At 38.2% G+C, this 16,696-nt stretch carries 16 protein-coding genes; 12 read left to right on the top strand and 4 right to left on the bottom strand.

Going from position 1 to position 16,696, the window contains the following annotated elements; translation table 11 throughout:
- Positions 1-2: 2 nt before the first annotated feature.
- From J2Y40_RS01910 to J2Y40_RS01900, 3 genes are read right to left on the bottom strand one after another with little or no spacing between them, the layout of a single operon-like run.
- Complete coding sequence (locus J2Y40_RS01910; protein ID WP_309996335.1) at positions 3-3,536, bottom strand: DUF6443 domain-containing protein; 3,534 nt, start codon at positions 3,534-3,536, stop codon at positions 3-5.
- A 5-nt stretch (positions 3,537-3,541) separates the two neighbouring features.
- Positions 3,542-6,757 carry a hypothetical protein gene (locus J2Y40_RS01905; RefSeq protein WP_309996332.1) on the bottom strand — a complete coding sequence of 1,072 codons (3,216 nt, stop codon included), beginning with the start codon at positions 6,755-6,757 and terminating at the stop codon, positions 3,542-3,544.
- Between the two features lie 20 nt (positions 6,758-6,777).
- Entirely contained in the window at positions 6,778-8,310 is a 1,533-nt protein-coding gene (locus J2Y40_RS01900) for a T9SS type A sorting domain-containing protein (RefSeq protein WP_309996329.1), read from the bottom strand.
- A gap of 466 nt (positions 8,311-8,776) precedes the next feature.
- Here J2Y40_RS01900 and J2Y40_RS01895 point away from each other — a divergent pair, with 466 nt between their 5' ends.
- The gene (locus tag J2Y40_RS01895; protein WP_309996326.1) at positions 8,777-9,952 is read left to right on the top strand and encodes an NUMOD4 domain-containing protein; all 1,176 of its coding nucleotides are present in this window, start codon (positions 8,777-8,779) and stop codon (positions 9,950-9,952) included.
- A gap of 627 nt (positions 9,953-10,579) precedes the next feature.
- Here J2Y40_RS01895 and J2Y40_RS01890 read toward each other — a convergent pair.
- Positions 10,580-11,257, bottom strand: coding sequence for a DUF6904 family protein (locus J2Y40_RS01890; RefSeq protein ID WP_309996323.1), 678 nt, complete (start codon positions 11,255-11,257; stop codon positions 10,580-10,582).
- 933 nt (positions 11,258-12,190) lie between these two features.
- Here J2Y40_RS01890 and J2Y40_RS01885 point away from each other — a divergent pair.
- The 11 genes from J2Y40_RS01885 to J2Y40_RS01835 all read left to right on the top strand — a co-directional run bounded on the left by J2Y40_RS01885 (position 12,191) and on the right by J2Y40_RS01835 (position 16,695).
- Entirely contained in the window at positions 12,191-12,601 is a 411-nt protein-coding gene (locus tag J2Y40_RS01885; RefSeq protein ID WP_309996319.1) for a single-stranded DNA-binding protein, read from the top strand.
- A gap of 29 nt (positions 12,602-12,630) precedes the next feature.
- Complete coding sequence (locus tag J2Y40_RS01880; protein WP_309996317.1) at positions 12,631-12,897, top strand: hypothetical protein; 267 nt, start codon at positions 12,631-12,633, stop codon at positions 12,895-12,897.
- A 26-nt stretch (positions 12,898-12,923) separates the two neighbouring features.
- A complete protein-coding gene (locus J2Y40_RS01875; protein WP_309996314.1) occupies positions 12,924-13,457 on the top strand; it encodes an antirestriction protein ArdA in 534 nt (177 codons plus the stop codon).
- A gap of 227 nt (positions 13,458-13,684) precedes the next feature.
- Positions 13,685-14,089, top strand: coding sequence for a hypothetical protein (locus tag J2Y40_RS01870; RefSeq protein ID WP_309996312.1), 405 nt, complete (start codon positions 13,685-13,687; stop codon positions 14,087-14,089).
- Between the two features lie 26 nt (positions 14,090-14,115).
- Positions 14,116-14,535 (top strand): hypothetical protein, encoded by a 420-nt coding sequence (locus J2Y40_RS01865; RefSeq protein ID WP_309996309.1) that lies wholly within the window; start codon positions 14,116-14,118, stop codon positions 14,533-14,535.
- 46 nt (positions 14,536-14,581) lie between these two features.
- Positions 14,582-14,830: a hypothetical protein gene (locus tag J2Y40_RS01860; protein ID WP_309996307.1), complete on the top strand. Its 249-nt coding sequence runs from the start codon at positions 14,582-14,584 to the stop codon at positions 14,828-14,830.
- 17 nt (positions 14,831-14,847) lie between these two features.
- On the top strand, positions 14,848-15,255 hold the full coding sequence (locus tag J2Y40_RS01855; protein WP_309996304.1) for a hypothetical protein: 408 nt from the start codon (positions 14,848-14,850) through the stop codon (positions 15,253-15,255).
- A 1-nt stretch (position 15,256) separates the two neighbouring features.
- Positions 15,257-15,442 (top strand): 3-isopropylmalate dehydratase, encoded by a 186-nt coding sequence (locus J2Y40_RS01850; RefSeq protein ID WP_309996302.1) that lies wholly within the window; start codon positions 15,257-15,259, stop codon positions 15,440-15,442.
- An 85-nt stretch (positions 15,443-15,527) separates the two neighbouring features.
- Entirely contained in the window at positions 15,528-15,692 is a 165-nt protein-coding gene (locus J2Y40_RS01845; RefSeq protein WP_309996300.1) for a hypothetical protein, read from the top strand.
- Positions 15,693-15,703: 11 nt separating this feature from the next.
- Positions 15,704-16,081: a hypothetical protein gene (locus tag J2Y40_RS01840; protein ID WP_309996298.1), complete on the top strand. Its 378-nt coding sequence runs from the start codon at positions 15,704-15,706 to the stop codon at positions 16,079-16,081.
- Between the two features lie 29 nt (positions 16,082-16,110).
- The gene (locus tag J2Y40_RS01835) at positions 16,111-16,695 is read left to right on the top strand and encodes a PRTRC system protein E (protein WP_309996295.1); all 585 of its coding nucleotides are present in this window, start codon (positions 16,111-16,113) and stop codon (positions 16,693-16,695) included.
- Position 16,696: the final 1 nt, after the last annotated feature.

Here is a 16,696-nt window from a genome sequence, read left to right as displayed (position 1 = left end):
AATTATTTTTTTATTTTATTGGATAAAACTCCTGTAGTTATAACATCATAACCTTGATGATTATTTCTTGGGGGTTCTTTTAAATTTATATTTATTTTTTTTGAAATCTGTGTTGTGTATTTTTCTTCTGCATTTTTGAAATATGGAGATCCTTGTCTTGTGGAAATATCATTTACTCTTGCTTCATATTCATTTGTTGTTGTCGATCCATTTGTATTAGTAGTAAAATTATAAGCATGAACTAAATCATGGCCTAACAGTGATGTTGGGGAATTAACCCTTGAAGTTTTAGCATATTTACCACTTTCAAACTGTTTTTTTAAATCATTATATGAGGAATCATTGCTATCATCAAACAGTGCGCCTCTTGTATTTGAAAATTTTAGAGTTCCGATACTTTTATAATCTCTATTATTATTTTTAATGTCGTTTATATTTCTACCATAAGAAAACGAAGTAGAACATGTTGAACAAGTTTCAACTACTGACAACTCTCTCTTATCCGATATTAATGTTTCTAAAACATTTACTTGTTTTCCATCGATTTCAATATTCGAAGCAGTATACAACGCATCAAGCGCTCTATAAGTATCTGCTAAAAAAACATCATCTATTTTAGAATAATCTCTATTTTTTTGATATGTATATTCTTTTTGATTTTTATTATCTTCTCCACTATAAATGATTATTTTATTTCCATCTGGGTCTAAAAAATAAATAGGATTGTTTACGGCATAGTTATAACCACTCAAATCTGTATGCTTTTCACTATATGCATCCACTACTCCCCAACGTCCAATTTCTGGCATATAATTTCTCCAACCATAATCATACATTCCCGTTTCCTGCAACTCCTTTCCGTTGTACTTGTATTGATAAGCATTCTGATTGGTGTCCATATAGTTATGCAATAATCCAAATGGATAATAATTATTGACTTCCACAATTTCCCCTGGCCTCCAGTCCTCTATACACCACCAACCTGTACAATTGGATGCATTAAACCTTCTTGGCTGGATAATTCCATCTCCACTTTTATCTGCATAGCTTAATCTTACATTTCCCAGATGGTCGGTATAATTATAGACATATTGCCCCAGAAGATCATCATAATATCCCTCCGAGGTAGGAATGATCCTGAGTTTTAAGACTGGAACTTCATTGGGGCTGGGATGGTAAGTCCCTTCTCCATTCCATGATTCTATACCAAAGGTGGATTTGTACTGGAATCCATCCAGATAATAGGTTTCAAGGTTTCTAAAGAGCTTCTTTACTTTTACACCATCGGCCCTGTAGGTGTATTTGGTTGTCAGCCCGCTATGACTGATCTCCTTTGGTAAATTTAGGTAATTATACTGAATTGAAGAAATCCCTTTATCCGGATGACTGGTCATATTCCCGTTTCCGATGCCATTATCATTGTCATAACCTATTGTTCCGGGGCTGGCCAAATATGGATAACCTGATGGATTCTGCTGTAAATCGGTCACTCTGATCAGCTTATTGCCTGTATATTCGTACTTTAAATCATCAATCAATGAAGCTGCCGTATTTCCACTTTGCAGTGCTTCTGACCGTTTCAGTTTGGTGATATTCCCGTTCAGGTCATATTCCAGTACTTCGGAATATTCCTTTGCAGTCTCATTACCCTGTTTCTGGTAAAATCCTGCTAAAAGACGGTTTAATCCATCATAGGTATAACCATATCTTTTTAACGGTTCGTTTTCTTCGGTACGGGTCTTCCAAGCTACTTCTGCGATATTTCCATTGTATTTTGGCTTTACCTGCAAGGTGCTGAAGCTGCTGTTCGGTTTTTCCAGCCCTTCAACCTGATTGTAATTGATCTTATAACCAAACAAATCATTACCTAAGTTAGCGGGGTCATTAATCTGTGTCATCCAGCCCCTGATATTATACTGATAATTTATGGTCTGTAACGGAGAAGCGGCACTGGTTCCGCCAACCTTCTTGGTTTCCAGCTGAGAAAGTTCATTGTAGCTGTTCTGAACCAGAATCTCTTCAGAATTACTGTCCACCTGATGCTTATGAACGAGCAGCCTGTTCTGATGATCGTACGTAAAATTTTCCGTAATCACTCTTTCGGTATCGGTGCTTAACCTTTTATGCCTTGTTACAGATTTCTGAACGGTTCCTGCAAAATCCAATTTGGATTCTGTTTGGGTATAACCACCTAAGTAATTAATAGAATAAGTTCCTATAACTCTTCCTTTGGTATCGTAATAGGAATAGCTTTTTGTCCAATTGTCATCTTCAATGTTCTTGACCAAGCTCATCACCGGAAGTCCTGTAGTACTTCTTCCATCCAAGGAAGGGCTATCAGTTAGAACATTTTCCCCTTCAATGGATGATGGGAAAGAAGGATTGAAGTTGTACTGGGGATAAGTGTCATAATAATTGACGCTCAGCACTTTTTCAAGAGTACTAAAATGGTTATTGGTATACTGGATCTGCATTCCGTCTTTTGTAAAACCTGCCGAATGCCTATTCTCCACAATTACATTAGCTCCGGCCTGTGACTGAATACTGCTCCTGTTTCCTCCTGCAATGATGGCAGTATATGCCACACGTCCAAAGGAATCAAATTTAGTGAGCATCCATTGTCCTTGTGTTCTCATGCCAGCATCCTGGGTAAGAACCAAGCGGTCTGATTTGTCATACACCATATATTCCCAGTCTTTTCCCGGAAGCTTCTTTTCGACCAGGCGGTTTCTGCCATCATAACGATACTGATAACATAAATTGTTCAGGGTAGCCCCATCCAGTGATGTAGACGCAGAAGCCAACGGGGGGATAACAAAAGCTAGCTGATCGTACTCGTTATAAACATAATACGTATCGGTACTGGCAAGTTTACTGAGCATCTTTTTGATCAGAATTGTCTGACCTTTGCCATTTTTGTATTCTATGGTTTTGTTACCGTCTTCATCAGTAACTGTGTTTTTATAGAGCTGGCCTGCACCATAGTTTCCAGTGGAACTGATCACGGATTGAGTGGCTCCGTCTACCCAGGTAGTAATAACGCTATATTTCTTTACTTCTCCGTTGTCTGAAGCATCATAATCGAATTTCACAGGTTTTCCTGCCCAGGCAGTTCCTACCTGTTTCTGTTCCAAAATCCGGTCTAAAGGCGAGTTTTCAAACGCTTTCTCACCATAAATTTTCTCAGCTCCGTAAGGTGTGCTTGTTGCATTGGCCAATGGATCAGCAATGATAGCTCCGTCTAAGGTTCCTCCCTGGGGAACAGGAAGGTAATCTTTAACCTGTCTTCCAAATTCATCATAGGTGATATGGGTAACCACATCTCTTCCCAGTGGAGAAGCTTTTACATTCACTACTTGCTTGGGTCTTCCCAGACCATCAATATACTGAACAGTTTCTAAGATTTTGGAAGGCTGACCTGCTCCGTTATAATCGAGGTATGTTTTGGACTGCACGTAATTTTCTGTATCGGTAAGCTGGGCCTGGGCTAAGCCTGAGAGCAGCAAGGTACCGATCGGGATTATGTATTTTTTCATCTGTATTAATTTTTATAATGGTATTGATATTCTTTGATGATTTTGCCGTTAACATCCTCTACTTTTTGAAGTCTGTTAGCAGAATCATAAACATATTTCTCAAGGATTCCTGATGGCGGGGTAATGCTGGTCACTCCAATCAGCGGATCATAGCTGTAAGTGGTAATAAGTTTTCCAGCCAGAGATAAATCTTTCCGAAGCCTTTGATAACCGATAATAAGCGAAGGTTCTTTAGATGGGTCCAAAGCATCGGCATCAGAATCGGCTATATATGTTGAAATCATATTTTCAATCTGGCTGTAAGTAACCCCTTCAATTTTAATAATAGGCAGCGTTTTGTTATAGCCCCAGACCACACTTACAGGAACTCCGTCTTTGGTGGTGTATTGCAGGATATTTCCTTTGCTGTCGTATCGGTCATAGTTCACCTCTGTGCGTGCTGCTGACGGATTCTGTGTATCGTAAGACTGGAGAGACAGTGGCAGAACAAGGTTTCCGGCTACAGTGTGTGGTAAAGCTGAAGGATAGATCGTTTCCGTCTTAGACAATGTCTTGGTAATATTTCCAATCGTCTGGGTAACCTGCGTTTCCAGCGGAATATCAATCATATTTTTATCAATCATCAGCTGGCTTCCCTTATCGTGGGCATACTGATAGGAAGTTTGCTGGGTGGTACCGTCAGAAGACGTTGTTGTAGAGTTCTTCAGATTGATAGGCTTATTGATATCCGTATCCGAGTACGTATAATCGGTTACTGTTTCTATGATTTTATTGTTCTGAAAGTATTCCGTCGTTTTAGACTGTTTCTTCTCAACTTTTGCTCCATAAATGGAAACTGGATAATATTCGACCACATAAGTAGTCTGATCAGGTGACAGACCGTGCGTAGCATGATATTTAGCGAGATACAGGTCCATTCCAAAAGCAATTTCATCAGGATTCCCCATAATAAAGCCAGCTTTGGCATTTTTCAGGGGATTGAACTCATAATGAAAGGTTTCTTTTCTTAAGGTATCACTGCCTTTTTTATAAATGGTTTTTAAAGGCAGCCCGTACTGCCATGAGGTATATGCTTCATTACCGCTCATAAAGATACCATTCCCTGTTTTATCATCGGTAAAGGTAGAAACAACCTCTCCAAGACCATTACGCTCAGTTACTTCAGAATAGGTTACAATATTAGAGGAATTGTAGGAGGTAAAAGCATTGCCGGAGGTCTGAACCTCTGTAACTCTACGCACATAATCTTCGGGAGCGACCGGCGTAGTTTCTCCTGGCTGTGGCCCCAGAGGCTCTGCAACTCTAAAATAAGGTTTATAGTAGCTGAATTTCTTTTTCAGCGTACCGGATTGATTGTAGTCATAATAGAATACATTGGATACATTGTTCTGGTCGATGTCTTCAATCTGCTTTATCCTTAGACCTCCAACCTGTGTATCTTCCACTGCTGAACGGGTTTGGTCATATTCGCGGAATAATGTCATATTGCATGAACAGTCTCCGCTGCGTGTCAGCTTTAAGGTAATGGGCTGGCCTGTATTGCCAATCGGCCTTACATCTCCTTCTAGGTTAAAAGCCAAAGACGTATTTCCGGTATCCGCATTTCCTTTGCATGAGGTGATAATACCATTTTCTGGTAGCTGTGGTGGATTTGTACTGTTTGTACAGTCATTTTGAAAACGGATTTTTAAATCCTGGTATGAAGGATTAATGGTAAAGCTTTCTGTTACGGTCAAGATGTTAGGGTTAATCGCTGCATCTGTATAGATTTCCCCAAACTTATCTTCAACATGTTCGGTCCATGTTCTATTAGAAGAGTAAGCATTGTTTTCGTAATACAATTTTTTGATGGCCCCTGTAGGATACTTAATGTTGGTAAGAACACCCAATAGGGTGAAACTAACATTGGAATTTCGATTTCGGCCTCCCGGAACATTTAGTCCGTTGATATTGGAAGGGATGTTGGAAGCAGTACCTGCACTGGTATTAAAATACCCCCAGTAATCATCTGAATTGGTATTTCTGACCGGAAGGGGCAGTTCTTCATTATAGGTAAAAACGTGTTTTGTGTTATTTAATTCGTCAACTTTTTCGAGAAGTTTCAGTCGATACCCTTCATAGGTAGGATTGGAACCTGCCGATACAAAATAGGAATAATTTAAAGCTACTTGCCGGATCTTTTTTCCACTTTTATCTTTAACCAAAATCCGTTTAAGGGCCAGTCCGCCCGTGTCAGAATTCAGATCTTTACGGTAAACACTTGCTGGCGTGGTCGATAAATTATCATCACCGGAATAGAAAAAATTAACTTCTCCTTCTGGAAATATAATTTTTGTAATCAGACTTTCCGTGTTATTTTCTATGCTTTCTACAGCAGGGGGATTAGGATCCAGATATGGGAAATTTTGATATCCGGCAGGAACAGCATTATCCGCTGGGGTGATAATATATTTTTTCTCATATCTGTTTTTCTCCCTATACTTTTGCTGTTTTGAATACTCAAATCGGATAGACTTTCCTCTGGCAGTTGTGATACTGTCAATTAAAATAAGGTTTCTTGAAGTCTGTGGCAGTGTACCCGGTCCTTTTGACACCACAGAATTTTGTGGTGAAAGCCAGTATAGGGTACCTTTGGTATCGGTTATCTTAAAGTTAGGGCCTGATTTTTCTATTTTTATATCCTCATGCGGAATGGTATACCCCAGGTTATTGTTAACAATAAAGCTGCCGCTTAAACCAGGTAAATTATAGCTGTAGAGATCGGGCTTCAGGTCATTTTGCCCTGTATTGAGCAGGTCCAGATTATCCTGCTGGGTCGCATTATCCTTATCAATATTGGTCAGGGTTAAGGTTGCCTGATTAATGTTTTTAAAAAATAAAGCAGCAAGGTCATCATCTTTGTCAAAAATACCTTTTGATATGGAGTTGGGCATCGACAGAGCCCATCCCAAGCCTACAGAGCTCGCAATTTCGTTTTGTTTGATTCCTCCTGTATTGTAACTAAGACCAATCGGAAAGCTCAGATCACCTAGTTCTATGGTGTAAATAGGCAGATTGATATTGGCTTTGCCATTGAATAAATCCACCGGTAGTTTTCCCACTTTATCCAGCGCATAAGCATCCGGAGAGGTCGGATAGTTTAGAACCTGTCGGTCTGCCTGCGCATTTCCAACGGTCTGTTGAGAATACAGGGTCAGTATGCCCAGTAATGTAAAGAGCATACCTATTATTTTCTTTCTAATCATTTTTTTATCAGTTTTGCGTTGGCTGTTTTATTGGTATCCGTCTTGATCACTACCAGGTATGCTCCCTGAGCCAGTGGCTGGGTATTAATCTTGGTGACCTTATTCTTTGTCTTGACTACCTGAAGCTGTCTTCCGGCCATATCATACACCAAAATATCAGCTTCAGAGAAGTCAGAACCTATTTCTATGTAGACATAATCGGAAACAGGGTTGGGATAAATCTTGATATCTTGCTTTTCGATGAGCTTGTCCAGCTGGCTGTCTCCCAACTTCACAATCTTCCAGTTCTCTTTTCCTAGTTCCTCTGCACTGGTTCCTGCAAGAATAATGGAACCGTCCCTGTTCAATTTTATATCCGAAAGTCTTTCTTCTTTCTTCCGATTTTCTCCGGTGATGTATTTTCTCCACTGCTCATTACCCTGCTGATCCAGGTACAGCATCCAAAACGTTTCATCATCTTTTTCTATCCTTCCTTCTGCCTGAGTGTAACCACCGAGTAATATTCCTTTGGAAGTTTTATCATCTGCCGAATGAATCACACTCATGCCCATCAGGATATCACGGTTCTTAAAGTTGTAGGATTTCTGCCACTGCTCTTCGCCTCTTTCATTCAAAGCAACAAGCCATAAGTCTGTTCCTTCTTCTATGCTCGTGGTTTTGTTTCCTGACCGCTCAGATCGGGATTCTCCCCCGATAATGAATCCGCTAGTAGTTAATGCTAATGTTCTCAGATGATCATCACCTTTACCACCGTAGTTCTTTTCCCATTCTACTTTGCCGTTTTTATCAAGCTTCACAATCCAGTAATCGCCTTCTCCGGAGTTTTCAGTTTTCTTGCTTCCTCCAATTGAACTTCGTGAATAGATCCCTAATAATACGCCACCGTCCCTGGTTGGAATCATTTTCTCTACTTCATCTAATCCTTTTCCGCCTAAGATGACCTCAGAAAGTTCTTTTCCATTCTTATCCAGTCGGATGATCCAAGCATCTTTAGAACCATAGCCTTTGGAAGAGTTTTGGACGTTACCTGCCACGAAGAATCCTAAGTCTGTGGTCTGAACGACTGCTCTGGCTTCTTCATTAGAAGCAGTTCCTAACGTTTTTTGCCAGATTTCATCACCAAACTCATTGAGCCGTATGAGCCAGATATCGGCACCTCCTTTGGACTCTTCTTTTTTGTCCAGCCCTTTTCCGGAAAATGTGGTTCCTGAAATCAAAAATCCTCCTTCCTGGGTAGATACGGAAGCGGAAAGGTAATCGTGGTTCTGTCCTGAAAGGTACTTTTCCCAGACCTGTTCTCCCTGTTGATTGAGTTTAACTAAATGAAAATCATAACCGTTATTTTTGGGATTTCCAGCTTCACTTCGGATAGAGCTTCCGGCGATAAGATATTGCTGGTCAATGGTGGTGGTAATCTGGCTCAGGAAATCCTGCGTAGAGGATTTGATGTCCTTTTGCCAGAGAACTTCCTGCCCGTAGATGGGCAAAGAGGTATACAGGAATAGTATACCATACAAATTTCTTTTCATGTTTATTTGGTTGTGGGTTGAATGGCGAATATATCACTATTGATAGATATAGAACAATCAGGGTTTTCCCTGAATTTTTTGTATCCGTATTTCTACTGAATCCGCCTTAATTATTATTATATGAGATCATTAAAAAATGATACTGGTTCAAAGCTATGGCCTGCTCACGACAGAACTTGTCGTATTATTTTTGTGATTTTAAAAAAAAATAGAATTTTATGGTATAACTATTAAAAGATGTAGTTTAATCTGAGGTAATTTATTGCACATATAAAATCCTGACAGGGAATCAATATTTTATACTTTTTAAGATAATGCATCTGGAAAGAACAAAAGCATAAATTCATACAAATTTTTCGTCAATATCATTATCATTTTTCTGCATATTTGTAAAAGAATCAATAATTGAAATATTTAATTAAGTTTTGGTTGTTATTTTTTTTGTTTAGATAAATGATTTTGACGTATGAATCTACCTTCAGAAATAAAGGACCATTACGCTAGGAACGTTCTTTGTAATACATTATTAACTGACCTTCCTCAAGAAGAATGGAAGCTGGTTGAATATTTTGAAAATTATGCTATTTCTAATTATGGGAGACTTAAAAGCCTGGAGCGTTGGACTTTTTCTCCGAACAAAATTAAGGGCAAAAAAGAACAAGAAAGAATCATGAAACTGATATTAGTCAAACAGTTTAACCAACATCTTCAAAACAACTGTTATCAGATACATTGTACCCTATCATCTGAGGGCAAAAAATATCGAAAGTCTATTGCCCGTTTAGTTTATTATCATTTTATTGAGAAGTTTGATCTTAATGATCGCAATATTCTGATTTCATGCAAAGATAATAATCCCCTCCATGTTCATTACGCAAATCTGGAAAAAATCTCCGCCAGTCAAAGACGTATCAAATCATTTCGCTTGAATAGAACAAGGAACAGGAATGCCATCTACAGTCAGCCTGTGAGCCAATATACAGTACAAGGTGATTGGGTTGCAGATTTTCAAAGTATGTACGATGCGGAAAAATCAGCCGGAGTGGGTTGTGAAAGTATAATGGACAATATTAATAAAGAATTTTTAACCGCTGGAAAATATCGCTGGTTCTTGCAAAGCTATATACCGAAAGAAGAAGACTTCATTGTATCTGAACAATCAAATATCTCAGGTAGATTATTCAATAAGTCACTTTGGGAAAAGCTAGGTAAGCCTACCATAGATAAAAACAATCCCCCACCATGTCTTAATTTATCAGTTGAAAATCTTCCAGATGAAAATTGGAAACCTATCCCTGGGTTAGAAGATCGTTTCCTTATTTCAAACAAAGGAAGGATAAAACGACTGAGCGGCTGGACCGCTGAGGGAAGAAAAATCTTTTTGAAAGAACAGATAATATCACAAATCATGTCTATTAATGAAAATACAAGGTATTCTCTGTACTGCCGACTACGCTATAGAGGTAAGGATCTTTCTGTAACTGTAAGCAAAATATTATACTGTTGTTTTGTTCAAGAGTTTGATTTGAAGGATAAAACCTTGGTCGTAGTTAATAACAATAATCCACAATGGAATATTGATATGTCAAAACTATCATTGTGCTCACTCTATTCTGTTCTAAAGGAAAGAAAAGGCACTTAATAATCAATGAATTAAACGTTTATCGGAGGCAATTAGGGTTTTGTACTTAAAGCTTTACTTGCGGTTCGGGATACTATTGAAAAGTCCAAAATTGTAGACGGTAAATCTATAACTACCTATTTAGACACTACATACCTAGGTGAATGGAAAAAGATACACTGGAAAACCATTAAACAAAGACGCAAAGAGTTATTTATATTTTAATTCTTATGGGTAATATACCTCTAATACCTAAAATTACACGGAATAAAAATGTAAACAGGAGTGTTGTTGTTGTAATTGATTTATGATGAATACGACTTTCTTTTGGGAAAGTCTTGAACCTTTTAAGGTGCTATCAGTCTGCATTTTTTGATTTATCAATCCCTTTAACCTCCTTTTGTTGCATTGGGATATAACGATACGTAAATGGCCGTCGTTAAATCTTAATTTCTTTGAGATTCATTGAAGTCAGATATTTACAATGACATCACTAAAAAATTACAAGGAGATCCATTATAACACCACAATATATTTGTTAAAATCTGATAGATTTTTCTTGGTTGAATCGATAAAATTTAAATGCCAAATTTATAAATGCCCTTAACGACTAAATTTACAAAGCTGATAAAATTCCTGTCCTTATTATTACCATCTAATGGTCCCGTAATCAAAATCATCATCGTTAAATTCAAGACCAGAAACCTGGCAGCTATATTTATTTGCCTCCTCTATTAAGAATTTCTCGTAAGCCCAGTACTCTTCTGTCGCATAAATACCTCTTCTTAATAGATCAGGAAGTTTTCTAAAAGCTCTTTTTCCACCACCCAATGTTAAGAAATCGAAATTAACACTTCGCATACATAAATATAAATATCTGCTTCCACCAAAAAGTGCATCATTCAAAAATCCTTTCAGTTTTACAGCTCCAATTTCATCATAAGTATGCATTGCTCTCTCAAGCCAGTACTCTATGAGAAGAATCTGTGAGATATCAAATTTACAAGTTTCAGAATAGCGCATATTAAATTTTAACGCAGTAAGGGAAAATAAAAACTGTACCCATGAAACTGTTGTTCCGTAATATTCAGATCCTGAATAGATGAAATGATTTCCATCTCTTTTCAGACGCATTCCGTCTTTTGCTTTGCGTATCTCATATGAAAGCCCGCTTAATGTTTTCTCTCTTGTTTCATATCCTTCATCATCTGCTATATCTTCGTCACCCCAGAATTTTAAAATAAGATCATACAAATTGTTTAAGTCTTCGAATGTTCCCCATATTTCAGCGCCTAAACCATGCTTTGTTGGAATAATATATAACATAATTGGTATTTACGCCATGACAATCTTGATATCTGCCATGTAGTTCGTTGACGAAGATAAACAATTATTTTTTTTATTCTGATTGCCGGAAAATTGTATATGACAATTCTTAAAAAGTGATAGCCAAAATAACATGTTATCATTTCTATAAAAAAAATAGGGACGCTATTTTATGGAATACCAGTATCTCTTAAATTTCTTTTTTTCTGTTCTTTCAAAGTTCAGCTCTATTTGCAGGCTTTCCAGCAATTGTCGCAGTAACTGTATGTCCTCTCATCAATACTATCTATATATATTCGACACTGACTAAATGCATTTCAAGCCGTAATGCTGATTTTTCCTGCTTCTGTCCAATATAACTGTAAGAATAAAAAACCTCAACGTCCATTTTTCGGTCTTTTTCTTTTTTGGCCGTTATCTTTTATGATTTAGAAGAAGTCCGCATCAAACTTCAGTGTCAAATTGACAACCAGCAATCTCATGATGCCATACATAGTCAGCCTACAAGCCAGAAAGGACAGTACTAGGTAAATCCTCCGGACATCTGCTAATGATTAGAAAATAGTAAATCAGGCTCCTAAACAAATCCCGACCTCTGACTTACCATTATCTACTTTTCCGAATATATCAATTATTCGGATTTTATATATAATGAATAACATTAATATCATTTTCCAAAGAAAAGGATAAAAAGGCAGCCAAGGTAGATCAGACAGCCACCGCACCACTCCACCAATAGAAAAATGAATGAACGGTTTCCCCCCAAAGGACCCCCCATTAAATCATTTTTCTCTTGGTATGCGCAATTGTCTGATCTGTTTGTCTGCTTTCTTTTTTTCCTTTTTTTCTTTGAAAAATAATATCGGGCCGAGGCTCGGGAAAGGACTGGAAGAACATAACAAGAAAATGTAGAACAATTAAAAACAAAGCGTTATGAACATCACAGGACGAATCACACGGACAGCAGAAGTAAGAACAACTGCAAGCGGAAAAACGGTAGTAAATTTTTCTATCGGAAACAGGCACACTTTCACCAACAAAGAGGGCAACAAAATTAAAGAAGACACTTATTTTGACTGCTCATATTGGAGAACTGCCAAGATTGCGCCATACCTGACAAAAGGAACAATTGTGGAACTGTCAGGAAGGATCAGCCCAAACGCATGGATGGATAAAGAGGGCAAACTTCGGGCAGGTCTGAATTTCCACGTTTCAGAAATCCAGTTTCACGGAAGCAATGAAACAAAGCAGGACAACACGACACAGGGTGCAACAGCCACAACCACAACAGCTAATCAAGCACCTGTAATGGCGGAAGATAATAATGATGATCTGCCTTTCTAAATCAAATCCAAACTTTTAAAAGAACAGTTATGAAAACCGAAAATACAGGGGTACAGATACCCGACAATATAGCACAGATTGCCCTGATTGTCAAAAAGAACTGGAAAAACGTCTATTTCGGGGCAGTTCCCTATTTAGATGCAATGAAGTTCCTGAACACCGTTAACGATAACTATTATCAGGATTCGGCGAGTACAATAATCAATTATTTTCTTGCCAATGCAACAACATGGCGGGGAGAGATTGCAAGGGCGGTAAAAGCCAAATTAAAAGAGCTCGTAACAGGCGCAAATTAATTTCTAATCCTTAAAAATTTGACATCATGGCAAAAGATATAAATATAACAGAAGCAAGCGTGTACGTGGGAACCTACGCAAAATATAACGATGGTTCTATTTTCGGGAAATGGTTAAAACTATCCGATTATTCCGACAGGAGCGAGTTTTACGAAGCCTGTGCCGAGTTGCACAGTGATGAGGACGACCCTGAATATATGTTTCAGGATTATGAAAATATCCCCGATAGTTTAATCGGTGAATGTTGGATCAGTGAAAATGTATTTGAGGTATTGGAAGCGATTGACAGGCTCAGCGACAACGATCAGAAGGCTTTTCTGATTTGGTGCGATAACGATGGTAAAGACCTGTCCAAAAGTGATATTGACGAGCTTATGAGTGATTTTGAGAACGATTATAGAGGCCATTACGACAGCGAAGAGGATTTTGCTCGGGAACTGGTCGATCAGCGGGAAGACCTAAGTGATTTCGCTTTGGAATATTTCGATTATGAAGCCTACGCACGTGATCTTTTCATGAGTAGCTACTGGAGCGAGGACGGACACGTTTTTTATAACTAAACACTAACCAAGGGCGACTGTGTAAGCGGTCGCCCATAAAAAATAAAGCAATGATACTTGAAACTTTCAAAATCACCTTAAAACATGATACGGGAAAATTTACGCTCAAACTTACCTCAATGAGCGGTGAGCAATTGCGCAGTTATTAGCCTGTGAAGGCTGTCCCAAAGGGGCAATAATCAAAATAAAAAAATCGGGCAGAAAATAATCATCTAAATATTACAGCCATGAATATAGGAGTAATCACTTATAAAAAGTACGACGAAAATGTGCTACTGAATGCACATTTCAATATTGATGAACTATTCACGATCATCCTACAGGATCAGGATTTTGTCAGGTTTGACATCTTCGATAGTAATAATAAACTGCTTGCATCTACCAGTTTTTCCGATGTTGACGGAAAAGGTCTGTATATCCATCCTGTTAAAGTGTTCAGGGACGAGGAACTCAAATGGACTGATTTCAATGCCTTTAGAACGCCCTCCACGATCAGGCATTATAAAGTGTCTTGGAAAGTTGATGGTGCGGTTTTCCGAACAAAGAAAAAAGCCAGTGAATATGCTACCGAGGTAAACAGTCAGGTAGCGAGGAAAATTGCGGTTTTCATTGACCGCAGGTCTTCAAAATAATTTCTCACAAAAACAAAAACAGTAAAATGAAAGCATTGCACGAAATGAACAATAAAGAAAGGGCTTATATGCTTGCCCGATTGTTTCCTGAAAATCTGAAAGACCTTATCACCTTCACCCAAAAGGAGATAATCCATTTTCGGGAAAAACAGGAGAATATTAAAAAGGCTTGGCCGACTAATTCTCTTATTACTGCGAATTATTGGTACAGTCTGATTGCTGAGATTGAAAAACTGTTGAAAGATTTCAATGTTCAGCTTTATCGTAGCCCAAAAATATTTTCCGAGCAACTTTTTTGGGGACACAATTCAATCCTTATGATACACTGCTTGGTGCGCTTTGTCGGGTGTGAAAATCCACAGCATAGTCTGAAACTGGCGATTGAACTGCTTTTCGGCGACAATGAAGTCGTATCAATTGAATTTAGAAAGAACACGCAGGACTGATTTTAACCACAGGCGACTGTAAGATTCGCCTGTAAAAACTACCAAAATGACACCAAACGAATTAAAAGATAATTTCAGGGAATTGATGGCGATCAACCCACCGTTAAAGGAAATCGAAGAACTTTTCTTTAAGGCAGTTGAAAGCGGTGCTTTGAATTACGAGGATGAAGAGCAGGACAGCTACAGAACGGTAAAGATTATCTATCATGCCATACTTTCTAAAATGGCTGATGCATGGTTACCACTGTTAAAATGCAATCATAAAGAAGCCAAAAACCTTAAAAAATTTCTCTAACAACAAAAATTGATAAAATGAAATCATTAAAAGAAATGGACAATATAGATAGGGCATATCTATTTGCAAAACTATTTCCCGATGAACTGCGGGATATAACAGAGTTCATAAAAACTGTAGCTGATGAATACTACAAAAACGAGGATTTTGTCAGGTCTATATGGACAGGAAATCCGATAGATATTGATCCTTGGTATGATCTGGTCGGAAATTTCAGACATAGATACACTGCCAACGGCACAAGGTTATACAAAAATTGTCAGGTATTCACAGATCAATTATTCGATGGTCTGGATGCCTTGTTTACTATTGATGCCCTTTTGAACTACACAACGCAAGCACGTTGTGGCGATGAATTAAGGCAAGCCATCCATCTATTTTTTGGAAAGCATAAACCTGTATTAGTAAACCTAAAACTTTTTTGAAATGAAAATCACGGATTTAAACGGTTTCGAGATCACCGTGACAGATCTTGATAAAGCCATAGAACAGGCAGAACTTTTTAAAGACCTTCATCATGTCCCGCCAGTACCCTACGATAAGGTAAGGCAAAAATACTGGACTGATGTTTATAACAAACTTTTGCAACTAAAATCAAAACCGGATCATTAGCAATTTAGCAGATAAAACGGAATATCGGGCATTGTCTATCATCGCCCGAATAGTAAAGGAATTTGAACGCCTGCACTGTCTGGACATGACAGCTACGGACGATTGGGATGCGGTAGGGGCAAGGAACCTTTTGGAAGGAATTATTCAGTCGAGCGGATATAAAATAAATTATGGCCGTAACGGCAGGGGAAATAGACCGCTTTTAAAAGATGACAGCATTGCAAAGGCAAAGCATAATTACACACGCTAATTTTTTACATCATGGAAAAGGATAATAGGTTTATGGACTATCTGTTCAATGAGTTCGTGCAAATTGAACGGCGCATCGGAAAAAGCCAGTCACATCGGTTTTTGTCCATTATCTCAAACTATATCGAATGGGGATTCAACTATGATAACCCTGAAAAGGCACAGCAGTATGCTCGTATAAGCTTCTCAAGCATTGAATATGCAGTGTTTAAATGTAAAACGGATCTGCTTGATCTAAAGGGCAAGAACGAGGAAAGTGAACAGGTGTTAATGTACAAATTGCGGTTAAAAAGCTTGCAGTATTCCGAAGACGAGATCGCAAATCTTCTGATTGAAAGATATAAGCTAAATAACCCTACGGAAATCATTTCCCCATACGGACAATTATAAAAAAATCAACAATCACAAACATCAATATTATGGAAGCGAATTTTTTTAAACAATTAGCAAGAATGGACATGGACAGCCGAATAGCGCTAACGATAGCCAAAGCAACAGAAGATACGCTCGTTGTCTCTATTTTGGTGCAAAATGACGGCTGTGGTGATAAAGCAAAAAACATTATCCCGCCATTCAATTTAACAGGCACTCCCGATGAGCTTGATTCTGTTTTTTTTGAACAGATTAAAAAACCTGTTGAATCCGCATCGGGGCTTATGAGCAACATGGAAAACTTTATGAAACAGGTAGAGGAAGCCAAAAAACAATCCGCTATGGAGAAGGAAAAAGCAGATAAGGAAAAAAAGGAAAAAGATGCAAAGAGCAAAAAGTATAACGATGCAATGGCAAAAGCCGAAGCACTTGAAAAAGAAGGAAAATTCAAGGAAGCATGGACAGCTTTGCCCAAGTCGTCAGAATTTCCTGAAAATGCGGACAGAATCGGTGAAAAGCAAAACCTATATCAATCTCATTTTCCACCCGACCTTTTTGCAACCAAGGAAGCCGAGCCTGAAACGGAGAAACCGTTTTTTACAGAAATTGATGTTTTCCCAATAAATAAATAGA

The organism is Chryseobacterium sp. 2987, from assembly GCF_031456375.1.
Taxonomy (GTDB): Bacteria; Bacteroidota; Bacteroidia; order Flavobacteriales; family Weeksellaceae; genus Chryseobacterium; species Chryseobacterium vaccae.
This window is presented reverse-complemented; position numbering and strand designations above follow the sequence as displayed.